General features: G+C 59.4%; 17 protein-coding genes and 1 pseudogene. 13 read left to right on the top strand and 5 right to left on the bottom strand.

The window, feature by feature from the left end; translation table 11 throughout:
- The first annotated feature begins 448 nt into the window (after window positions 1–448).
- The 4 genes from ACK9YZ_RS29260 (at window position 449) to ACK9YZ_RS29245 (ending at window position 5,887) form a co-directional block, all read left to right on the top strand.
- On the top strand, window positions 449–703 hold the full coding sequence (locus ACK9YZ_RS29260) for a FitA-like ribbon-helix-helix domain-containing protein (RefSeq protein ID WP_416068450.1): 255 nt from the start codon (window positions 449–451) through the stop codon (window positions 701–703).
- On the top strand, window positions 700–1,119 hold the full coding sequence (locus ACK9YZ_RS29255) for a type II toxin-antitoxin system VapC family toxin (protein ID WP_416067070.1): 420 nt from the start codon (window positions 700–702) through the stop codon (window positions 1,117–1,119). The genes ACK9YZ_RS29260 and ACK9YZ_RS29255 overlap by 4 nt, the downstream gene beginning before the upstream one ends.
- Before the next feature lie 586 nt (window positions 1,120–1,705).
- Window positions 1,706–3,493 carry a methyl-accepting chemotaxis protein gene (locus tag ACK9YZ_RS29250; RefSeq protein WP_416067069.1) on the top strand — a complete coding sequence of 596 codons (1,788 nt, stop codon included), beginning with the start codon at window positions 1,706–1,708 and terminating at the stop codon, window positions 3,491–3,493.
- A gap of 174 nt (window positions 3,494–3,667) precedes the next feature.
- Window positions 3,668–5,887, top strand: a complete 2,220-nt coding sequence (locus tag ACK9YZ_RS29245; RefSeq protein ID WP_416067068.1) for an EAL domain-containing protein — start codon at window positions 3,668–3,670, stop codon at window positions 5,885–5,887.
- 169 nt (window positions 5,888–6,056) lie between these two features.
- On the opposite strand, the gene ACK9YZ_RS29240 is transcribed toward ACK9YZ_RS29245, so the two are convergent.
- Window positions 6,057–7,052, bottom strand: coding sequence for an MDR family oxidoreductase (locus tag ACK9YZ_RS29240; RefSeq protein WP_416067067.1), 996 nt, complete (start codon window positions 7,050–7,052; stop codon window positions 6,057–6,059).
- 40 nt (window positions 7,053–7,092) lie between these two features.
- Window positions 7,093–7,845: a FadR/GntR family transcriptional regulator gene (locus ACK9YZ_RS29235; protein WP_216760199.1), complete on the bottom strand. Its 753-nt coding sequence runs from the start codon at window positions 7,843–7,845 to the stop codon at window positions 7,093–7,095.
- Between the two features lie 134 nt (window positions 7,846–7,979).
- Between ACK9YZ_RS29235 and ACK9YZ_RS29230 the strand changes: the two genes are divergently transcribed.
- The 8 genes from ACK9YZ_RS29230 (at window position 7,980) to ACK9YZ_RS29195 (ending at window position 18,729) form a co-directional block, all read left to right on the top strand.
- Complete coding sequence (locus ACK9YZ_RS29230) at window positions 7,980–9,437, top strand: FAD-binding oxidoreductase (RefSeq protein ID WP_416067066.1); 1,458 nt, start codon at window positions 7,980–7,982, stop codon at window positions 9,435–9,437.
- Window positions 9,438–12,944 (top strand): indolepyruvate ferredoxin oxidoreductase family protein, encoded by a 3,507-nt coding sequence (locus tag ACK9YZ_RS29225; RefSeq protein ID WP_416067065.1) that lies wholly within the window; start codon window positions 9,438–9,440, stop codon window positions 12,942–12,944.
- Window positions 12,941–13,762 carry an enoyl-CoA hydratase/isomerase family protein gene (locus ACK9YZ_RS29220; protein ID WP_416067064.1) on the top strand — a complete coding sequence of 274 codons (822 nt, stop codon included), beginning with the start codon at window positions 12,941–12,943 and terminating at the stop codon, window positions 13,760–13,762. The genes ACK9YZ_RS29225 and ACK9YZ_RS29220 overlap by 4 nt, the downstream gene beginning before the upstream one ends.
- 76 nt (window positions 13,763–13,838) lie before the next feature.
- The gene (locus ACK9YZ_RS29215) at window positions 13,839–14,804 is read left to right on the top strand and encodes an isopenicillin N synthase family dioxygenase (protein WP_416067063.1); all 966 of its coding nucleotides are present in this window, start codon (window positions 13,839–13,841) and stop codon (window positions 14,802–14,804) included.
- Between the two features lie 68 nt (window positions 14,805–14,872).
- Complete coding sequence (locus ACK9YZ_RS29210) at window positions 14,873–15,910, top strand: ABC transporter substrate-binding protein (RefSeq protein ID WP_416067062.1); 1,038 nt, start codon at window positions 14,873–14,875, stop codon at window positions 15,908–15,910.
- Between the two features lie 118 nt (window positions 15,911–16,028).
- Window positions 16,029–17,093, top strand: coding sequence for an ABC transporter ATP-binding protein (locus ACK9YZ_RS29205; RefSeq protein WP_416067061.1), 1,065 nt, complete (start codon window positions 16,029–16,031; stop codon window positions 17,091–17,093).
- Window positions 17,090–17,947, top strand: a complete 858-nt coding sequence (locus ACK9YZ_RS29200) for an ABC transporter permease (protein WP_416067060.1) — start codon at window positions 17,090–17,092, stop codon at window positions 17,945–17,947. Before ACK9YZ_RS29205 ends, ACK9YZ_RS29200 begins: the two co-directional genes overlap by 4 nt.
- Window positions 17,947–18,729 carry an ABC transporter permease gene (locus ACK9YZ_RS29195; RefSeq protein WP_416067059.1) on the top strand — a complete coding sequence of 261 codons (783 nt, stop codon included), beginning with the start codon at window positions 17,947–17,949 and terminating at the stop codon, window positions 18,727–18,729. The genes ACK9YZ_RS29200 and ACK9YZ_RS29195 overlap by 1 nt, the downstream gene beginning before the upstream one ends.
- A 221-nt stretch (window positions 18,730–18,950) precedes the next feature.
- On the opposite strand, the gene ACK9YZ_RS29190 is transcribed toward ACK9YZ_RS29195, so the two are convergent.
- On the bottom strand, window positions 18,951–19,520 hold the full coding sequence (locus tag ACK9YZ_RS29190; protein WP_416067058.1) for a nucleoside 2-deoxyribosyltransferase: 570 nt from the start codon (window positions 19,518–19,520) through the stop codon (window positions 18,951–18,953).
- Window positions 19,521–19,824: 304 nt separating this feature from the next.
- Here ACK9YZ_RS29190 and ACK9YZ_RS29185 point away from each other — a divergent pair, with 304 nt between their 5' ends.
- A complete protein-coding gene (locus ACK9YZ_RS29185) occupies window positions 19,825–21,786 on the top strand; it encodes an elongation factor G (RefSeq protein ID WP_416067057.1) in 1,962 nt (653 codons plus the stop codon).
- 70 nt (window positions 21,787–21,856) lie between these two features.
- Here the strand turns inward: ACK9YZ_RS29185 and ACK9YZ_RS29180 are convergent.
- Window positions 21,857–22,015: pseudogene (locus tag ACK9YZ_RS29180) on the bottom strand (ISL3 family transposase); the annotation flags it as partial.
- An 84-nt stretch (window positions 22,016–22,099) separates the two neighbouring features.
- Window positions 22,100–23,014: an SMP-30/gluconolactonase/LRE family protein gene (locus ACK9YZ_RS29175; protein ID WP_416067056.1), complete on the bottom strand. Its 915-nt coding sequence runs from the start codon at window positions 23,012–23,014 to the stop codon at window positions 22,100–22,102.

Here is a 23,014-nt window from a genome sequence, read left to right as displayed (position 1 = left end):
CCGGACCGGACTGAGGATCCAACGTATCGTGTGTGAATAACTGCGGTCAGAGTCTGTAAGCTTTTCCTGCATGCTGTTCCACGTTGTCCGCGAGCAGCGGGCTTCCGTCAGGGCGTTGATCAATCGGTCGAAGGGCATAGCTACTCGACCACGGCCTTGGCGCAGTTGGGGCTTCCTCGTACTGAGCATTCTATGAAGGCGACTCTTCTGAGGCATGCAATCTGAGACTGAGGCAGGTTTCGAGAAACACGTTAGCATACAGGCGCTTTGCTTGCCTCAGATCCACTTCGGGGACCCTCGAACTCCGCGAGGAGTTTATTGTCCGCGCAAGTCCGTAGTGACTGGCCCCGCGCTGCTGCGAGAAAGTCCGCCTATCATGCCTCTTGAAAGTTGGTATCACTTTGCCTACTTTGATATCAAAGAAGTCATTTCTATGAGCGTGATATCAATGCCTGCGGTTACCGTTCGAAATCTTTCTGACGAAACACATCGGGCTCTCCGGCTACGAGCGGCTCATCATGGCCGAAGCACCGAGGCCGAGATCCGTGACATTCTTGAGACCGCTGTTCGTCCACCTGAACGTATTAAGCTCGGCTCCTTACTGGCGGCTATTGGTCGCGACGCTGAGCTTTCCGACAGCGACGTTGAAGCCCTGCAGAAAAGTCGCGACAAGACGCCTGCTGAACCGATGACCTTCGAATGATCCTGCTGGACACCAATGTCATATCCGAGCCGTGGAAACCGGCTCCTCATGAGGCGGTGGTGGCCTGGTTGGACGCCCAAGCCATCGAAACGCTGTTTCTTTCCGCAATAACGGTCGCTGAACTTCGCTTCGGGATCGCTGCTATGCCTACCGGGAAACGGCAAACTATCCTGCGCGACCGTCTTGAGGGCGAAGTGCTGTCTCACTTTTCCGAGCGCGTCCTGCCCTTCGATTTCGCGAGTTCACAGTTTTACTCGGAACTGATGGCTCGCGCACGTGTGTCCGGGAAAGCAATCGGCGCGGCTGTTGGCTACATTGCCGCCACAGCAGCTTCGAACGGCCTCGCAATCGCAACTCGTGACACAAGCCCGTTCGAAGCTGCCGGGCTGGAAGTGATCAATCCCTGGTCCCGATAACGACAGAGTGGATCAAGGTGTCGTAGGTTTGTATCGGTTCAAGACGATAAGCTGGCACCCTATCCTCTCGATCATTATACTGTTTTGAAAAAACGGTATAACACCGAAGTCGAGTTTTTGAAGTCCATCGACCCCATATCGGGCGATGCTCGCCGAGATGGGGCAGCGCTCGCTCGACGCCGCTTGGCTTCGTTATCCAGCACCATGCGAATGGCTCGCTTGTCTTTAAGCCTGCAATGTTGCCCCTCTGTGGAGTGCGCGCCTGAGGACGGACAATGATCACGCCGCTGTCTTGCCAATCGTCCGGATGTGTTGATCCTCGGATTGCGGCGGGTCCAGATAATGAAGCGCCGAATAAAGGCTGCGTTTGTTGTAGATCATCCTTGATGAAGTATGGAAGGTGTTCGTCAGCGGCCGTTTCCCGACAAGACGTTCTGGATGAAGTCGGCGGCCTGAGCGTCACCATCGAACGCGCCTTACTCCCTTCTGTCGCGCCAATCTTATAATTAAATATGCGTTAATGATCATGTGTGAATATTGATAGCGTGAGTGGAACGGCAGCAGTGAAACCTGTGGAGGATTGCGGGTGAGTATTCTTGATCGTGGTGGAAATGCTGTCGCGGTGCTTGCCGCTCTGTCGAATTCTCAAGCCATGATCGAGTTTGACTTGTCGGGCAAGATCCTGACGGCCAACGAAAACTTTTGCAGGGCGCTTGGCTACGAGTTGAGGGAGATCGTCGGAAAACATCACAGCATGTTTGTCGAGCCAGCCTATGCATCCTCGGCAGAATACAAGGCTTTCTGGGCAAAGCTGTCGGCCGGGAAATTCGATCAACAGCAATACAAGCGGATTGGAAAAGGCGGGCGCGAGGTCTGGATCGAGGCCTCCTACAATCCCGTGTTCCGACGTGGAAAGCCAGTCAAAGTCATCAAGATTGCAACAGACATCACGACGCAGAAGCTGAAGTCTGCCGAGGATGCGGGCAAGATCGACGCGTTGTCGCGCGCACAGGCGATCATCGAATTCACGCCCGCGGGCGAAGTGCTGACCGCGAACGACAATTTCCTCGGCGCCCTTGGGTATTCGCTTGCCGAGATCCAGGGCAAGCATCATTCGATGTTCTGTGAGAAAGACTACACAAGGTCGGACGCTTACAAGGAATTCTGGCGCAAGCTTTCAAGTGGCCAGTTCGTCGCCGACGAATTCATGCGTGTCGGCAAGGGTGGCCGGAAGGTTTTCATCCAGGCTTCCTACAACCCGATCTTCGACCTGAACGGCAGGGTGTTCAAGGTCGTGAAGTTTGCGACCGATGTCACGGGGCGCGTCGAGAATGTCGAACAACTTGCCCGTTGCCTGACCAATTTTGCCGACGGGGACCTGTCGCAGACGATCGAAAAGCCCTTCATTCCTTCGCTGGAACGGCTGCGGACCGACTTCAACAGCGCCTCGGAGAAGCTGAAGGGCGCAATGGCGGCGGTGGCTGAAAACGCCAAGGCGATTTCAGCCGGCTCCAAGGAAATTCGCACCGCAGCCGACGATCTGGCAAAGCGCACCGAGCAGCAAGCTGCATCCGTCGAAGAGACGGCGGCGGCCCTCGAGGAGATCACAACGACGGTCAAAGATTCGAGCCGGCGTGCCGAGGAGGCCGGGCGGCTGGTGGCGCGCGCCAGAGACCACGCTGAGCATTCCGGCCAGGTCGTGCGTGACGCGATTGGAGCCATGGACCAGATCGAAACCTCGTCGCGCGAAATTTCCAATATCATCGGTGTCATCGATGAAATTGCCTTCCAGACAAACCTTTTGGCACTCAATGCCGGCGTAGAGGCGGCACGGGCAGGGGAGGCCGGCAAGGGTTTTGCCGTTGTTGCCCAAGAGGTTCGGGAACTGGCTCAGCGGTCCGCGAAAGCTGCCAAAGAGATCAAGAGCTTGATTACGGCCTCCGGTTCCCAGGTCGCAAACGGCGTCGGCCTTGTCACGAATGCCGGATCCGCGCTTCAGGAAATCGCCAGTCAGGTTCACGAAATCAACACCAACGTGGCTGCGATCGTGGAGGCGGCGCGCGAACAATCGACTGCGCTTAGCGAGATCAACCAGGCCATCAACACCGTCGATCAGGGAACGCAGCAGAATGCCGCGATGGTCGAGGAGCAGACCGCGGCCAGCCATGGCCTCGCACGAGAGGCTGCAGCCCTCTTCGAGCTTCTTGGACAGTTCCGTTTTGACGGTACCCCGAGATCGAGGCCTTCGTCCACGCAGGGCGATCGCCACCCTGTTCCACCGACGGCTTTGAAAGTCGTTCGTCGCTCGTCCCCCACATCCACCAAACACGGCTCGGCAGCCGTCGCGCTGACATCTGATTGGGAAGAATTCTGATCATCGCAGGAAATTGGATCGGTATGAAAGCTCCTGGCAAGACGCCTACGAACGTCCCGGTGCGGTATTCGGCCATGAGATAATGCAATTTTACACCCCGTCAGCGGCAAGTTCGTCCGCTTCTACGATCCATGAAGGGTCCCACTCACTCGGCACTGCGAGGAGTAAGGTCACATGTCACTTGCAGAAGACGAGAGGCTGAACCTTCTTTACGAAGCAAGCATTCTCGATACGCCGCCGACGACTGAATTCGACGCTATCGTACGTCTTGCCTGCAGCATGTTCGATATGCCGATGGCGTTGGTTTCGTTTGTCGATGAGCACCGGCAATGGTTCAAGGCCCGGCAGGGCTTTCCTTTGAAAGAGGCGCCGCGCGAGCATTCCTTTTGCGGCTACGTCGTGGAAACAGGTTCTTCGCTCGTCGTTGAAGATGCCAGCAGAGACTCCCGTTTTTGCGGAAACACTTTCGTCAGAGACTATTCCGTCCAGTTCTATGCGGGGGTTCCGCTTTCGGAAGGGGAGACGTGTTACGGCGGCTTTTGTGTCCTCGACACCAAGATCCGCCGCTTCAGCGATCGGGATCTCGAACAACTCCATAGTTTGGCGAGCGTCGTCATGGGCCTTGTCCGGGAGCATCGCCAGCAAAGCCTGCTGAAGGAGCAGCAACGTGAACTGGAGTTGAAGCAGGCGCGGTTTGAACAAACCGAGCGCTCTGCCAAGGTCGGTGGTTTCGAGATGGACCTTGGCACCGGTGCGATCGTCTGGTCTGATCAGATATACCGCACCGTGGGATTGCCGATCGGCAAACGCATGACTTCGGAGGAGGTGATCGGCTGCTATGCTCCCGAAGAACGTGACAGCGTCAGGCGCAGGATCCGCGACGTTCTGAATGGGACAGGCGCCGGTATTGACAGAGAATATCGCATTGTCACGCCAGAAGGCGAGGAACGATGGATTCGCGTCGTGAGCGATATCGAACACCTGCATGGTGAGCCAAGACGTCTGTTCGGCATCGTTCAGGATGTTTCCGAAAAAGTGCGCTATGAGCAACGTCTGCTCCGGGCGGCAAACGCCGATCCCCTTACCGGCCTTGCAAACCGGGCGGCCTACAATGCGCATATGCAGAGACTCGCAGCGGCGGACGCTTCTTCGATCGGTTTGTTGTTGATCGACGTCGATCGTTTGAAGCAAATCAACGACACCCTCGGTCATGCAACCGGTGACCTGCTGTTGAAAGGCGTGGCGTCACGTCTGGACGAGCGCCTCGGGGAGCGTGGAAAGGTATTTCGCCTCGGCGGTGATGAATTCTGCGTTATCCTGGAAGCACCCGCAAACGCGCGGGGCATGCGTTCACTGGCGCGACATCTGATCGAATATATAGGCCGCCCGCTGGAGGTCGGTGGGTCGACGATAAATCCGGTGATAACCTTGGGCGGTGCGATTTCAGAAGATGAAATGGATGCGGCGACACTGTCGCAAAACGCGGACTTTGCGCTCTACCACGCCAAGGAAACACGGCGCGGCAGCTACGTCCACTATCACCCCAGCCTGCGTTCGACGATCGCCCACCGCATTCAGATCGTCCGGGAGGTGGAACAGGCACTCACGGAACATCGGATGGTGCCGCACTATCAACCGCTCGTTGCTTGTGCTGACGGTCAGGTATGGGCGTTTGAAGCGCTTGTGAGAATGCAGCGCCCGGACGGCTCAGTCGTGTCGGCGGCGCAATTTCATGAGGCATTCACGGACTCGAGCGTGTCTCATCACATCACGACGCAAATGCTGGAGCATGTTGCGACCGATATCCGTAACTGGATGGACCGCGGGCTGGATTTCGGGCGGGTCGGGCTGAATGTCAGCGCCTCGGACTTCATGAGGGGCGATCTGGAAATGAGGATTGTTGCCGCGTTTGCGTCGCGAGGCATCCCGCTGGACAAACTGGTACTTGAAGTGACCGAAACTGTGTTCCTGCAGGGCTTGGAAGACACCGTTGCAACAACGCTGCAGCGTTTGCGGAAAAAAGGTCTGGCTGTAGCGCTCGATGACTTTGGGACGGGCTATGCGTCATTGACGCATTTGCGAAGCCTGCCCGTCGATATCATCAAGATCGACAAAAGCTTTATCGACACCATGCTTGACGATGAATCGAGCCTCGCAATCGTTGAACTGGTGCTCAATCTGGCCCAGAAGCTTAAAATGAAGGTCACCGCGGAAGGTGTGGAGACCCACCGGCAGGCAATATGCTTGCTGGAAATGGGCTGTACCACCCTTCAAGGTTATTTGTTCAGCAAGCCGATGGGCCGCGAAGACGTCGGCAGATACCTATCTGCATTGAAACCACATCTCATCGGGAACTCCGAACGGACGCAGGAGGGCCTTTGCCTTCTCGGATAGAAGGTCAACCGTGGCTGTCGCGAGCGCATGCTTAAGTCGACCCGTGCATATCCGGTGGACATGCGGCGAACGCTCCGAGGATGAGAGCAGGTCGCAACGGCTGCTCATTGTCGGCACGACATCTGGGAATGGCGACTTGGGGTAGGGCAGATTGCGCGCTGGAGCAGCCTTACGGTGCGATTTTGACTACGACACGCCCCCTGATTTTGCCCTCCACGATATCCTGAGCGAGGCTCGTAAGCTCGGAGAAGGGCTCGATCCTCGCCAATGTCCCGATCCTTTCTGTTTTCAGGTGTTGGGCCAGGGTCTGCCATGCACGGATCCGTTTGGGCATCGGTGCCATAACGGAATCAATGCCAAGCAGTGCCACGCCGCGCAGGATATGCGGGAGAACCGTTGCCGGCAGGTCTGCGCCTGCCGCAAGGCCGCAGGCAGCAACCGCCCCGCCGTAGACGGTCTGTGAAAGTGCGTTTGCGAGCGTCGTCGAGCCAACGGAATCAACCACGCCGGCCCAGCGCTCCTTTTGTAGAGGGCCGCCCTTTTCTGAAAGCGATGCCCGGTCAACGAAAGCGCTCGCGCCGAGCGATCCGAGATAGTCCCGCGTTTCCGGGCGGCCGGTCGATGCGGTTACTTTGTAACCCTTGTCCGCAAGCAGGCTGATCGCGACCGAGCCGACACCGCCCGCCGCGCCGGTCACGAGAATTTCGCGATCATCCTCGGCGATCGTGCCCCAATCCTCAAGTGCATTGACACAAAGCGCCGCCGTGTAGCCGGCAGTTCCAATTGCCATTGCCTGCGAAAGGCTGAAGGTTTCGGGCAACGCGATCAACCATTCCGCTTTCAGGCGCTGAAATCGCGAATATCCTCCCCATTCCGTTTCAGACAGACCCCAGCCGTTGACAATGACCTTGTCGCCGGGCGCCCATTTGTCCGATCGGGATTCAACCACGATTCCGGCAAGGTCGATACCTCCGACCATGGGAGTACGCCGGGCTATCCGTCCTTTGCCGGTTAGGGCCAGACCATCCTTGTAATTGACGGTCGAATAATGAACCTCGACGAGAACATCATGATCCGGCAGATCGGACAGTGAAAGCTGGCTGAAGCCGGCCTGCGGCTTGCCATCGGCCATGTCGATGACCATTGCCTGGAATGTATCGGACATGCGTCCCCCTTCTTACACTTGAAATCGGCCGTTCGCCTTGTCAGGTCTGCGACGCGGCCTTCATCCTGTCGCGTGCGTCCATCGCGGTTGCGTAGCTGTTGCGAATGTAGGCCAGCAGGTCCGCCAATGCCCTTGTCGCCGTCTCGGTGTCGCGCTTGGCGACGGCCTCCATGATCTGCCGGTGAAAGCCAGCGACCTTGCGGCGCTCGCGAACCCGGAACACGATCATGTTGGTGATGGGGATGAAGGACTCGATCACCGTGTACATCATCAGCTTCAGCGGGCCATTGCAGGTGGAGTCCACCAGCGCGCGATGAAAGCGCACGTCGGATGCACAGAAGTCCTCGTCACTGATCGTCTCGTCGCGCTGGATCTCGATCTCCGCCGCCATTCGCTCCAGATCGACAGCGCCGTGATTTTCGCAGGCGAGCTTGCAGCAGATCGTCTCCGTCTCAAGGCGGGCCGTAATGATCTCGTCGATATCGAAGGCGCCGATGCCGACAAGAAGGGTTGCTGCTGCGGTGATCGCCTTGGAAAGCCCTTCCGGATCCGGGCGCTTGACGAAGTTCCCGCCGAGCGGGCCGCGCCTTGAATGGATGAGGTTTTGCGCTGCCAGACGTTTCAGCGCCTCGCGCACGGTCGGCCGCGATATGCCGAAGCTTCTCGCGAGATCCTCTTCCGTGGGAAGCCGCTCGTCGATCTTCAGGCGGCCATCCATGATCGCGGACTTTATGTTCTCCGCAACCTGCTTGGCGATGCCAGCCCTCACGACCTCATCAAATTTCAACGTCATCGATTGTTGTCCTTGCCTCGATTTCATAGATGCCATGGTCGTTTCGAAAACGCCACTGAAAATTGAATATAGGTTTGACAAATATCGGATAGACGATAACCTGCCCTCGATCCAGATAACCAAGGGGAACGAAATTGGGCGGATCGACTGGTCGGGCGGAGATCGCCCGAGATGCCTGTGCGTCTGTCGGCCGGCATGCAGAATTGCTGCGCCGTCTGAACGGGAGGATCGGTAGTAAGGCCGTTCTCGCTGGCGACGACGTCGGCGACGGCTATCGTGGTGACGCAACCGACGAGCGCGGTGAGCGCCCGATCATTGTTTTCCGGCCCGCCGCTACGGCGGAAGTGTCCGCTATACTTGCAGAATGCAATCGTCTGGGTCAGCCCGTCGTCGTCCAAGGCGGCAGGACGGGCCTTGCTGGCGGGGCGAGGCCTCATGTCGGCGAAGTGTCGCTTTCGCTTGAGCGAATGGTGAACCTGTCGCCGGTGGATGAGAATGCCGCCACCATCATCGCAGAGGCCGGTGTTACGCTTCAGTCGGTACAGGAGGCTGCGGCAGGTTACGGGCTGTTTTTCGGCGTCGATATCGGCGCGCGCGGCACGTCCACGGTTGGCGGTAATGTTGCCACCAATGCGGGCGGTATTCGTGTCCTGCGCTATGGTATGTACCGGTCCCAGGTTCTGGGGCTTGAGGTTGTGCTGGCCGATGGCTCCGTGCTGACCAGCTTGAAGGGATTGCCCAAGGACAATTCAGGCTTCGATCTCAATCAACTCTTCGTCGGAAGCGAAGGTGTGCTTGGCGTGGTCACGCGGGCCTGTTTGCGGCTGCATCCTGAGCCGCGGTCGCAAGCGAATGCCTTTTGCGGATTGCCGTCGTTAGGTGCCGCTATTGCCCTTTTGAAGCATTTACGTTCTGCGCTCGGCCCGTGGCTGTCGGCCTTCGAAGTGATTTTTCCGAGTGTTTATGAGGGGGTTCTGTCGCTGACCGGTGCTCAGCCTCCTGTTGCGGCAGGTGCCGGGATGTACGCCCTTGTGGAGATGCAGGGGCAGGACGAGGCCGGCGATCAGGAGCGTTTTTCCGAAGCGCTTATGGCTTGCTACGAAAGCGGAACCGTGATGGACGTGGCTGTTTCGGGATCGCTGCGCGAGTATCACGCAATCTGGAAACTTCGCGAGGCTGCCAGCGACTTCATCTTCTCGATGGACCACGTCTCCGGCTTCGATGTCAGCCTGCCTTTGTCCAAGGTACAGGCGTTCCTTGATGCTTCCAGCGACGAGATCGCGGCCGCCGATCCGAATGCCGAGATCTATGTTTTCGGCCATCTCGGCGATGGCAATTTGCATTTTCTTGTCCGCACGCATCATCATGAGCGGATCGCCGACATAACTCTTTCTGCCGTGATCCGTGCCGATGGCGCGATTTCCGCCGAGCACGGAATTGGCCTTGAGAAGAAGAAGTGGTTGCCTCTGGCGCGAAGTGCCGCCGAGATGAATGCCATGCGCCGCCTGAAGGCCGCCTTCGACCCCAACAGTATTCTCAATCCCGGCCGGGTCTTCGACATGCCCGCGCCGGGCGTGCCGGAGCGTGCATAGATGCAGAACCTGCCCGCCCGAGCACTGCCCAGTGAAAAAGGCCCGAGCCTTGATGACCGCTATACGGTCGATCATGGAAAAATCCTCGTGTCTGGCACACAGGCGCTCGTGCGTCTTCCGATGATCCAGCGACAGCGCGATCTGGCAAGAGGCCTCAACACTGCCGGTTACGTCTCCGGTTATCGCGGTTCGCCGCTCGCAAGCTTCGACCGCGAGATGGCGCGCGCCAAGACCTATCTCGACCAGAACCATATCCGCTTTCAGCCCGGCCTCAATGAGGACATGGCGGCGACGGCTGTATGGGGAACGCAGCAAACGGCGATGTTCTCTGGCGTCCGCTATGACGGTGTCTTCTCGATGTGGTACGGCAAGGGGCCGGGCGTCGATCGCACCATGGATGTGATCCGGCATGCCAATGCAGTCGGCACCAACCCGAATGGTGGCGTGCTGCTGCTCGTCGGCGACGATCATGGCGCCGTCTCATCGACCTTGCCGCATCAGAGCGAGCACAACCTGATATCGGCCATGGTGCCCTTGCTGTCGCCCGCCGGCATCGCCGAATATATCGACTACGGTTTACTGGGATTTGCGCTTAGCCGCTATTCGGGTGCGTGGATCGGCTTCAAGTGCCAGACAGAGATTGTCGAATGCACGGCAACTGTCGATCTCGATCCGGCTCATCCCGCGATCGTCTATCCGGATGCGCAAGGCAATCTGTCGCTTCGCTGGCCAGACGGGCCGCATGCGATGGAGCGCCGGCTGGAAGACAAGCTTTTTGCGGTCCATAGATTTGCCCGTCACAACGGGCTCGACCGCAGCATCTGGCAGGGGCAGCGCACCAAGGCGCGTCTCGGCATCGTCTCGACCGGCAAGTCCTGGCTCGATCTGATGGGCGCGCTTTCGCGCCTCGGCATAGACGAGCGGCGTGCAGGCGAGCTGGGCATCCGGCTCTACAAGGTGGGCCTTGTCTGGCCAATCGAGCCGGAGGGGATCGTACGGTTTGCCGCCGACGTCGAAACGCTGCTGGTCATCGAAGAAAAGCGTCCGGTCATGGAAGACCAGATCAAAGCTCTGCTCTTCAACATGCCATCCTATGACAGGCCGAGAGTGTTCGGCAAACTCGGGCCGGCGGGCACGCCGCTTCTGTCCGCCGTCGGCGAGATCGATGCGGTGGCCGTCGGGAGGGCCATCCTTGCGGTGCTCGGGCCGCAGGCCGATGATCTCGATAGCCGGTCGCGGGAGATGGAGGCAATTGCTGCAGCCAGCGTGACGGAAAGTCCGGCACTCAGGCGCGATCCGTATTTTTGCTCCGGCTGTCCGCACAGTGTCTCGACCAGACTGCCCGAAGGAAGCCGTGCCTCGACCGGTATCGGATGCCACATGATGGTCATCGGGCTTGAGGATCGGAACACCTCGACCTTTACCCAGATGGGAGGTGAGGGCGGTGCATGGATCGGGCTTTCTCAGTTCACCGATGAAAAGCATATCTTCGTCAATATGGGCGACGGCACCTATTTTCATTCGGGCCTGCTTGCGATCCGTGCAGCGATCGCCGCGAAGGTCAACGCCACATACAAGATCCTCTATAACGATGCGGTCGCCATGACCGGTGGTCAAAAGCACGACGGTGAGGTCTCTGTTCCCGGTATCGTCGGCCAGATGCTGGCCGAAGGGGCTGCAAGAGTGGCCGTCGTCGCCGAGCGGCCGGAGGTCTGGCAGGGCCGCCTGCCACGCAATGTCACGGTCAACCATCGCGACGAACTCGATCAGGTGCAGCGTGAACTGCGCGAGATCAACGGGGTGACGGTGCTGGTCTACGATCAGGTCTGTGCGGCAGAGAAGCGCCGGCGTCGCAAGCGCGGGGCGCTGGCGGTCTCGGACAAGCGAGCCTTCATCAACGAACTGGTCTGCGAAGGATGCGGCGATTGCTCGGCCGTTTCCAACTGCATCTCGATCGAGCCGCAGGAAACGGAGTTTGGCCGTAAGCGCAAGATCAACCAGTCGAGTTGCAATACCGACCTTTCCTGCATCAAGGGCTTCTGTCCGAGCTTCGTGACAGTGGAGGGCGGAAAGATCAGAAAGCCGGCTGCGAAAGCTCAGCAAGCGACATTCGATGATATGCCGCTACCTGTTCTGACGGATATCGGAGTGCAGCCGTATAACATGCTGTTGGCCGGTATCGGCGGGACGGGGGTGATTACCGTCAGCGCTGTCCTCTCCATGGCGGCGCATCTCGATGGCCTTTTTGTGCAGACGCTGGATCAGACGGGGCTTGCGCAGAAGAACGGGGCTGTCATTTCGCATCTTCGCGTGGCGCGGATGGCTGGTGCTTTGTCGTCGGTCCGGATCGGCGTTGGCGAAAGCGATCTTGTGCTCGGCTTCGACGTCGTGGTGTCGGCCGGTCGCAATGCGCTATCGACCTTTGGAGTTGGCCGCACGCGCGCCGTTCTCGACAATCACTTCGCGCCGACGGCTTCTTTCGTCCAGAACACGGCGATCGATTTCCAGCAGGAAGCGACGCTGAAAACGCTACGCCGCGCAGCCGGCGAGGATGCTGTTCACCTCGTCTCGGCGACCAAGCTTGGCGCGGCGCTGATGGGCGATGCGATTGCAGCCAACATGTTCCTGCTTGGTCATGCTTGGCAGCGCGGCCTGGTGCCGATCAGCCTTGCCTCCATCGATCAGGCGATTGCCCTCAATGGAACCGGCGTTACGATGAACCGTGCCGCCTTCGGCTGGGGCCGTCGCTCGGCGGTCTCCCCCGATATCGTCGCCAGCGCCGCCGGAGCTGATCTAGCCGAGGTCAAGCCCGTCGAGACACTCGACACGATCGTTAAGAGCCGTGAGGCTTTTCTCGCCGCGTATCAGAGCACCGCCTATGCGCGCCGGTACCGGGCACTGGTCGATGCTGCGCGGCAGGTCGAAAACAGGCTCATGGCCGGCGAGGAGTTTGCAATGGCCGTCGCCAAAAACGCCTTCAGGCTGATGGCCTACAAGGACGAATACGAGGTGGCGCGTCTGCACCGCGACCGGAGCTTCAAGGCTGCGATCGAAGCGCAGTTCGAAGGCGACTTCAGCATCAAGCATCATCTGGCGCCACCAATCCTGTCAAGGCGGATCGACAAACGCACCGGAAACCCCGCGAAGATCGCCATCCCCCAGAAAATGATCGGACCGGCCTTCGCGCTTCTGGAAAAGCTGCGCTTCCTGCGCGGCACGGCGCTCGATCCCTTCGGCTATACCGAAGAGCGCCGGATGGAGCGGCGTCTGATCGCTGATTATCAGGCGATGATCGAGGGTCTCACGAGACAGCTTTCCCTCGAAACGCACGGCCATGCCGTAGCACTTGCCCGGCTGCCGGAAGAGATCAAGGGGTTCGGCCCCGTCAAGATGGCGTCGATCGGGCGCTTCGAAAAGAAGATGGCTGCCTTGCTTGCAGCGCCGGCAAATGACGAGAAACGAACAACGACGCCGGACCAGGACGCGGCTAAGAGGAAAAGCATATGAGCACTTCCGAGACCTTCGAGACGATCCTTTACGAGAAGGACGGCCAGGATAAATTCGCGACGATCACCATCAATCGTCCGGAAAAGCTCAATGCGATGAACAAGACGACGGTGCGCGAAATCGACCGCGCCGTCGCCATGGCTGTCGCCGACAAGGAGGTCAACGCGCTCATCATCACGGGGGCGGGCCGCGCATTCTCGTCCGGCTATGATCTTCAGGGTGCCGATTACGATGTCGATATCGAGGACTGGCATGCGGATATGTCGGAGAACGCCCAGGCGCTCCTCAACATCTGGAAGGCACCGATCCCGGTCATCGCTTCCGTGAACGGTTATGCGCTTGCGGGTGCGCTTGAGCTGATGATGGCCTGCGATCTGGCCATTGCCGGCGACAATGCGAAGTTTGGTGAGCCGGAGGTGCGGCACAATTCCGGCCCGCCGGCACTGTTCATGCCCTGGCTCTTGGCCACCCGTGACGTGCGCTGGCTGATGTATACAGGTGATGTGGTCGATGCCGAGGAAGCCTTGCGCATGCACCTCATCAACAAGATCGTGCCCGCGGATCAACTGAGGGAAAAGACTGAGAACCTGGCACGCAAGCTGGCCCGCATGCCCGTGCCGGCAATCAAGTTCGCCAAGTCCTCCATCAACAACCAGCAGATGGCCGCTGGCCTGATGACATCCTTCGAATTCAACGTCCACGCCATCGCCGCCCTGCATGTCAGTCGCGACGGGCAGGCGTGGATGCGCAATCTGCAGAAGATGTCGCTGAAGGAATATCTCGAGTTCCGCGATGCCCCGTTCAAGGGGCTAGACTGACCCCGTTTTACGATATCGGCCCGGCGGCACTCATTCAGTACTACCGCCACTGCCGATCAAGGAAGGAGGCTCCAGGATGCAGACGACCACAGCGCCGGATGAGGTGCAGGACAGCATACCGGTCATCGATATCGCACCATTCGTCGCAGGCGCGGAAGCGGGCGGGAAGGTCGTCACTGCCATCGAGGATGCCTGTCGCCGAACCGGCTTCTTCCTCGTTACGGGGCACGGCGTCAGCCCTGAAGTGACAACCCGTCTCTATAACCTCGCTCGCGATTTCTTCGATGAGCCGCAGGAGTGGAAGATCGGGCAGGGAAGGGGGACCTCGATAGAGGGTGGTGTTGCCTTCTCGCCGCTCGCCGACGAGGCGCTTGCAGCGACGCTCGGCATCAAGACCCCGGGCGATTACAAGGAAAGCCTGAACTTTGGCCCGCGCCTGCCCGGCGATCTATGGCCAACCAGGCCGGAAGGGCTGGAACAGGCCTTTGCCGACTATTTCACAGAGATGGAAAAGCTTGCAGGCCATTTACGCCGGGCATTCTGCGAAGCGATGGGCCTCGCCCCGGACTATTTCGAGCCGGCGTTTGAAAACCACCTCTCGGCGCTACGGGTGATCAATTATCCGGAGCAGAAGGAGAGCCCGCTTCCCGGGCAACTCCGCGCCGGCGTTCACACCGATTACGGCTTCATGACTATCCTGCGTTCGGAAGCTTCTCCGGGCGGACTGCAGGTGAAAAACCGGGCCGGTGACTGGCTGGATGCGCCGAATGTCGAGGGCGCCTACGTCATCAATATCGGCGATGCCTTCATGCGCTGGTCCAACGATGAATGGCTGTCCACGCCGCACAGGGTCGCCAATCCGCCTGGTGCTTTCAAGGGGACGACGCGTCGCCAGTCCATCCCGTTCTTCCTCAACCCGTCCAGGGACACCGTGATTGAATGCCTCGCGCCTTTTGCAGCAAAGGGCGCCGCCAAATACGAGCCGATCACCTACGGAGACTACATTTTACTGAAGACCAGCCAGGCCTTCGGCAAAACCTGACGGCAAGAAGCGGAATACCGCCTGCCCGCAATGCATGATCAAGTCAGAACCAGTTTGAGGGAACGTCAATGATGAAGATGAACAGGCGGCAGGTTCTTGCCGGAATGGGTGGAGTAACAGCGGCGGCCATGGTTGGCCTGCCGGCATGGGCGCAATCCAAGACACTTGTCGTGCCGACGCTCGGCGGCGCATGGGAACAGTTCTGGCGCCAGACGCTGGCACCGGCCTTCACTGAAAAAAGCGGCGCGCAGGTGACGCTGGATGCGGGCAACGGGCGTGTCTGGAGCGCCAACCTGCGGGCGGCAGGGCCGCAGAAGCCGCCATATTCGATCCTGATGACCAATGAGGCGTTCGCATCGAGCCTGCGCAAGGAAGGCTTCTTCGAAAAGCTCGATCTGGCGAAATTGCCAAACTATGCCGACCTCTATCCGCTTGCCAAGAAGACCGACGGCTGGGGTGCCGTGGCCATGGTGTCGCCGATCGGCCTCGCCTATCGCACGGACATGGTCCAGACGCCGCCGAAAGGCTGGAAGGACCTCTGGGACAACCCGGAGTTCAAGGGGCGCATTGGCCTCTACAATTTTGCCAATACGGCCGGCAAGATGGAACTGATGCTGGCATCCAAGATCTTCGGCAAGGATCAATACGATATCGATGCCGGCTTCAAGGCGCTGGAAAAGCTTGGCCCAGTCATCCAGGCCGATTTCAACCTTTCCACCGGCATCGCATCCGGCGAATTCGTCGTCGCTCCCTTCGATTTCGGCGAGGTGGCGCGTCTGCGCAGCCAGGGCCTTCCGATTGACGTCATCGTCCCGGAAGAGGGGCTTTTGATGTTCGATCAGACCCTCAACATTCTTGCAAACGGCCCCGAGAAGGATCTGGCCTACCAATATGCCAACTTCCTTCTGTCCCCTGAAGGCCAGGTGCCGCTGATGAAGCAGTTCTTCGTCTCGCCAACCAATGCCAAGGTTGTCGTCCCTGACGATCTGAAGAAGGACGTGCCGATTTCCGGCGAAGTGATGGAGAAGATCCTCACCTGGGACTGGGACTTCATGAACGAGAAGCAGGCAGGCTTTGCCGAGACCTGGGCCAAGATCATGAAATGATCTCTGCCTTCTCTATGAGGTAGCAACAACCGGATCGCCTTGCTGGGGCGGTCCGGCATTCTCCCCTGACGCAGTGAGATTTGCGGATACGCCGCACAGACAATCTGGAAGATCGATCATGACCGAGGTGAGCATCGAAGGGCTGACCAAGCATTATGGCGCCTCGCGCGCCGTCAACGGCATTTCCGTCAAGATAGAGCAGGGCGAGTTCATCTCGCTGCTCGGGCCATCGGGATGCGGCAAGACGACAACGCTGAAGATGATTGCCGGTTTCGAGGACGTCACATTCGGCGCCATTCGCTTCGACGGGCAGGATGTCTCGCATGTGCCGGCGGAAAAGCGCGATATCGGCATGGTGTTCCAGAACTATGCGCTCTTCCCGCATATGACCGTGGCGCAGAACCTCGCCTTCGGGCTGGAAATGCGCAGGATTTCGCGGCCAGAAATCACGATCCGCACCGCCAGGGTTCTGGATATGGTGCAGCTATCCGGATATGCCGACCGCTATCCGCGCCAATTGTCCGGCGGGCAGCAGCAGCGCGTGGCGCTTGCTCGCGCGCTGGTCATCGAACCGCGTATCCTGTTGCTTGATGAGCCGCTTGCCAATCTCGATGCCAAGCTTCGTGACGAAATGCGTGTCTTCATACGCGACCTGCAGAAGCGCGTGGGCATTACCACGGTCTATGTGACCCACGATCAGGCCGAAGCAATGACGATGTCGGACAGGATCGTCGTGATGTTCGGCGGGCAGATTGCGCAGTATGGCGCCCCGTCTGATGTTTATGATCGCCCGGCAAGCCTGGAAGTCGCGCAGTTCGTCGGGCAGGTGAATACGTTGCCCGGTCGCCTGAAGGGCCGGAACGATGACGGAACGTCGGTCGTGGAAACCGTGCTTGGAACGGCGAAGGTCAAAGGTACCCTGCCGTCAAGCGACGGCTCCATCCCCGTCTTGCTGCGGCCGGAGGCCATCGAACTTGCGGCCGCGGGGGATGAGGGCGCGGGTATTATCGCAACTGTTTTGCAGAGCTATTATTCCGGCAGTCTGATCGACTATCGGCTGGTGCTCGAAAGCGGCGAAACGCTGAACGTCCAGACCTTTCCGCGAAGCCGCTTCCAGCCGGGTGATCGCGTGAGGGTGAAGGTCGACAGCGAGCGTTTCTGGGTGGCGGGAACGATCGCATGACAGGCCGCGCCAGATCCACCTATCCGCTTCTCCTCATCGCGCCCTCGGCATTGCTCCTCGGGCTGTTTCTTGTTCTGCCCTATCTCAATATTGTGGTGATGAGCCTGCGCAACCCGGCCAACGGCTCGCCCTATGCGCCCGGATTTACGATCGGCAATTACCTGAGGCTGGCGACCGATACGTTCTACATGCAGCAGGTGGCAAACACGCTCTTGATCGGTCTGGTCACGACTCTTGTTTGCCTCATTCTCGGTTTTCCGGTTGCCTGGCAGCTGTCGCGCGAGAAGATGCGGTTTCGCGGCCTTGCCTATGGGCTGGTGCTGTCGCCGCTTCTCGTCGGCATTGTCATCCGCAGTTATGGGTGGACGATTCTTCTTGGGAATAACGGCATCATCAACAAGACGCTGATGAATTTGGGTTTGATCGATCGTCCGATCGGGCTGATGTACAACGCCCTCGGTATCGTCATTGCGCTCGTCCACGTCTTCCTGCCCTTCATGATCCTGCCGTTGATGAGCGCGCTGCAGGGGATCGATCCGTCGTTGAAGTCGGCCGCACGCTCGCTTGGTGCGGGAAAGCTGACGGTCTTCAGGCGCGTAATCCTGCCGCTGGCCATGCCGGGTATCCAGGCAGGCTGCATTTTGGTGTTCGTGCTTTCATTAAGCGCCTACGTGACCCCCGCCCTGATCGGTGGCCTGAGGGTGAAGACGATGGCAGTCAGCGTCGTTGACGCGCTGATCGACACATTCCAGTGGCCGTTCGGCTCCGCCATGGCACTGATGCTTTCCCTCACCGGAGCGGTGGTCGTCGTGATCTTCGCGCGGCTTACCCGGATGAAATGGAAGATGAGCTGATGTCCAAGCATATGTTGAATGGCTATTGCCTCATCATCTATGGCTTTCTGCTGCTCCCCATTCTCGTGGTCGTCGGTGCCTCCTTCAACGCGGGGGCATTTTTGACCTTTCCGCCGCAGGGCCTCTCATTTCGGTGGTATGTCGTCTTCTTCCATAACGATGTCTTCTGGCGTGCCATCCGAACCTCGCTTTGGGTCGCGGCCGTCTCGACCCTGATTTCCGGTATCATCGGTACGATGGCTGCAATGTTCTACGTGCAGCATGCGGGGCGATGGAAGGAGAGTGTCCGGCTTGCGATGCTTTTGCCGCTGCTCTTGCCGGAAGTTCTGACAGCGATCTCGCTTCTGTTCTTTGTCTATGCGATCGGCATCGGCACGACGACGATGGCTGGCATGCTGATCGGGCATGTGCTCATGACGCTGCCCTTCGTCTTCATCAACGTGTCTGCGGCCATGGAAGCCTATGAACCGTCGTGGAGCCTTGCCGCCCGCAGTCTTGGTGCCGGACCGTTCACACGCTTCAGACGCATCATGCTGCCGTTGATCAAGCCCGGCGTCATCGGCGGCTGCCTGTTCGCGTTCATCATCTCGTTCGACCTCTTCACTATATCGTTCATGTTGAAGAATGTCGGAACGGCCACGCTTCCGATCCAGATCTACGATTATCTCAGAACGAACTTCACCCCTGAGGCAGCGGCAGTATCGACCTTGTCCATAGTGATGACGGTTGTCGTGGTCGTGGTCTCCGAAAAACTGTTCGGCCTGCGGATACACCGTTTTTGAACGGTCTTTCGGTCATGCGAAATGGCATTGACGCAGGGCCGACGTTATCTGGAATGAGAATGTTCGCCCATGCTTCGTCCGCATTGGCAATTGCAGGCACAGGCCACGACCAGATGAGTTCCTTGCGCGGACCTCGGCAGTCACCGGTCACACCGTCATCGTGGCGCTGATTATGTCAACCGCACGCGTCCTATCGCGACGGAGCCGATTTCAATTTCTGCCTAGCGTAGCTTCTCAACGGCGACGGCGAGACACGTCTTGAACGCGGCAAGGTCCGTATAGAGCGCATCCGGCGCCGCGTCTCCGATGATGAGGACGCCACCGCGCCGCTCAATCCCGGCATGCAGCATGAGATTGTCGGCCAGGCCAAAATCCTCGACCGCAATCCCGTTCGGGTCTCGCAGTCGACCTTCAGCATCATACGCGACGGCCCCGCCGTAGAGATCGCTCACTCGTCCGCCGTGATCGCGGGCCACATTCGTGTAGGCGAATACAGGCTTGCCGCTTGCGCACATAAAGCCGAGTTCGAAGGCCGTCCCCGTATCGGCGGCGATGCCACGAAAAGGCGTCAGATTGGCGATGATCGCGTCAGCCTCGATCATCATCTTCTCGTCCACCGCGTTTATCGCCGCGGCCCGCTCGCGCTTCGAGTTCGTGTGGGGGATTTCCAGATCACCTGGGGAAAGCGGGAGAAGTCCCGCCTCACGGGCAAGTGCTGCTTTCCGGTCGAGCATTTCACGGGCGTTGGGAAGGAAGACCTCGGGACCGGCCAGATAAACTTTTCTTGTCATAAACTGCACCTAAACGGAATGGGCTCGACAACCAAAATACCTTCCTCGCTGTACAGCGAAGAAGGATCACAATCCAGTGGGTGAAAACGCCCACCGAGCAAGGCCGCGCATTAGCGTGCATTCAGATCGCGCAACGGCGCCGCGGTCCCATGATGCGGAGTAGACAGCGCGTTCGTGACGTTAAGATTGCGCTGACGTCTTCAGGTCAACGCGTTGTGAAACTGAACACCTCTGGCGCCTTGCAGCGGTTCAGGGCATCCTATGAGGGCTGAGAATTGTGTTTATGGCAGTTGGAGGAATGCCGATGCGCTGCTTTACCGTGCTTGGACCCTCGCAGACCGGAAAATCAACAGTCGTGGAAAAGCTCGGCTCCCTGGAGGGGGCGCCGAGAAAATCCAGGTCCCCTTATGGATTGAACCTCACAGAATTCACCTTTGGAAACGAGGCGTGGTGTGCGCTGGATGCGCCAGGACCGAACGAAGCGCTGGCTCATGCACAGCACGCGCTTCTTGCCAGCGATGCCTGCATCCTGTGCGTTTCGTCGGCCGCCGAGGAGGCTGTGCTCGCCGCGCCCTATCTGCGGATAGTCGAAGCCTCGGGGACGCCGTGCATCCTCTTCGTCAACCGAATGGACGAACCGAGAGGGCGGCTGAGGGACGTGATCGCCGCGCTTCAAGACTACGCCAACCACACGCTTCTGCTTCGCCAGATCCCGATCCGCGAGGGGGACAGGATCGTAGGCAGTTGCGATCTGATTTCGGAACGGGCGTGGCGCTACCGGGAAGGGCAGACTTCGGCGCTGATCGCAATCCCCGAAAGCGCCGCCGACCGCGAGCACGAAGCGCGCAGCGAACTCCTGGAACACCTGTCCGAATTCGATGACTGGCTTCTCGAGGAACTGATCGAAGATCGCGAGCCGCCCAGCGACGCGCTCTATGCCATTTCGTCGCGGGTTCTCAGGGAAAACAGGATTATTCCAGTCCTGATCGGTGCCGCAAGTCACGGCAACGGCATGATGAGGCTGATGAAGGCGCTGCGCCACGAGGCGCCGCCGGTAGGAGTTCTTCGACAGCGCCTGGCCCGTGCGGGCAATGTCGATGAAAACAAGCTGACCGCCGTGAGCTTCCATGCTTATCATCGCCAGAATATCGGCAAGACGGTGCTGGTGCGTGCGTTTGGTGAGGGACTGCGGCAAGGCGCATTACTAGGTGGCTCCAGCCTCGGCGCCGTGCAGGATCCCGCAAACGGACGGTCGAACTCGGCGATCGTGCCTGCATCGGGGGATGTCTTCGCAACGGTCAAGTCCGACCACTTGCCCGTCCCGTCGCTGTTGACATCAGACGCGACGGTCGCCCCACCCGAATGGACCGAGCCACCTACGCCGATGCTTGAACGGATCCTGGTCCCGGGCAGCGAACGCGATGAAAACAAGCTCTCCGAAACGCTGGCAAAACTCTCCGAGACGGATCGCGGTCTTGTCGTTTTGCAGGAGGAAGGCACTGGCGCCCAGCTCGTCCGCGCCCAGGGCCCGGTCCATCTGCGCGATCTCTGCCGAACCCTGTCGGACGTCTTCCACATCGACGTAACCGATCGAACGCCCAGCCCGATCTACCGCGAGACGATCGCAAAGCCGTCCGAGGTTCACTACCGGCATCGCAAACAGACCGGCGGTGCCGGGCAATTCGCGGATGTGAAGCTGAGCATTCGCCCCAACGAGCGCGGCCGGGGCTTCACCTTCAGCGAAACCGTCAAGGGTGGCGTCGTTCCGCGCAACTACATCCCTGCCGTCGAAGCAGGCGCGCGCGAAGCGATGGAGAAAGGGCCGCTCGGCTTCCAGGTCATCGACGTCGGCGTAACGCTGTTCGATGGTCAGCACCATGCCGTCGACAGTTCGGAACACGCCTTCAGGACTGCATCGAAAATGGGAGTGCGACAGGCGCTTGCGGAAGCGTCGGCCGTTTTGATGCAACCAGTGTTTCGCATTGAAATTCGCATTCCGTCGACCTATTCCGGCAGCCTTGTCCAGATCGTTTCCACTCTCAAGGGTCAGGTTCTCGGCTTCGACCGGGATGAAACCGCCAAGGGATGGGACATCTTCCGGGCACTTATTCCGGGCGGCGCACTTGACGATCTGGCGCGCGCGCTGCGCTCGGCGACGCAGGGCATCGGTTACTTTTCCAAGACCTTCGATCACTTCGAGGAGCTATACGGCAAGGAAGCGGACGCCATCGTGAGGGCACACGAGGAACCAGGCGTCGCACACTGAAACGTTCGCGCCACTTCATGCTCGTTCGCAGAATGGGGCTCATGTCGTTTGGCGGTTACCGGGTTCTTCCTCACTTTGTGTGGAGCGGTGGCAGCATTCGTGCCCTCAGCAGTTCGGGACCTGCCCGACCGTACATTGCGCGCTTGAGGGTCTTGAGGCGGTTGATCTGGCCTTCGGCCTGCCCGTTGCTCCAGGGCACCTCGATGGTGTTGCTGACGGCGCCGATGTCGCCTCAACTCGTAGATTTCGCGGAAGCAGCGACTCGCTTCTTCAGATCGCTGGTTCGAGGCCTCTCAAGAGCGAACATCTGACCTTACGGCAGCTGAGAGCCGGACACGGCGACGTAGAGCGAATAGAGCGAGCGCGTTGCCGCGATGAACAGCCGATTGCGTTTGGGTCCGCCGAAGGTGAGGTTCGCAACGGTTTGCGGTACACGGATCTTGCCGATCAGTCTGCCCGTCGGGTCGAAGCAATGCACGCCATCGCCGGCGCTCGACCAGAGGTTACCGTTCGCGTCTGTACGGATGCCGTCGGGAATGCCTGTGTCGACGAGACAGAAGACGCGGCCGTTTGCGAGCCGTCTGCCGTCCTCCACGTAAAACGCCCGGATGTGGCGTGGCAGGCTTTCGTCATGGCTTGCTGCCGAATCCGCAACGTAGAGGATCGTTTCGTCTGGCGAGAAGGCAAGGCCGTTCGGCTGGATGAAATCCGTGGCGACAGCCGCAAGTTCCCCGGTCGTGGGATCGAGCCGGTAGACGTTGCGGCTCGCCTGCTCCGGCTCGGCCTGATAGCCTTCGTAATCCGACATGATGCCGTAGGTGGGATCGGTGAACCAGATGGTGCCGTCCGATTTCACCACCACGTCGTTCGGCGAATTGAGCGGCGCACCCTCAAAACGGTCGGCGAGCACGGTGATCGATCCATCGATCTCGGTGCGCGTGACGCGGCGTCCGCCATGCTCGCAGGAGATGAGCCGGCCCTGCCGGTCGCGCGTGTGGCCGTTTGCGAAGTTGGAGGGTTGCCGATAGACGGAGACGCCGCCTTCGGGCGTCCATCGCAGCACCCGCTGGTTTGGAATGTCGCTCCAGAGTAGCTGGTTGGCGTCGTTGAACCAGACGGGACCCTCCGCCCAGCGGCAGCCGGAATAGAGTTCGTCAAGGCCGGCGCTCGTCACGATCAACTGCCGGAAGCGCGGATCATGGATTTCGTAGATGCTGGCCTCGGCCAT

Source organism: Rhizobium sp. ZK1 (assembly GCF_047782645.1).
Taxonomy (GTDB): Bacteria; Pseudomonadota; Alphaproteobacteria; order Rhizobiales; family Rhizobiaceae; genus Rhizobium.
Note: the sequence above shows the minus strand (reverse complement) of the source record. Positions and strands in the feature narration are given on the sequence as shown.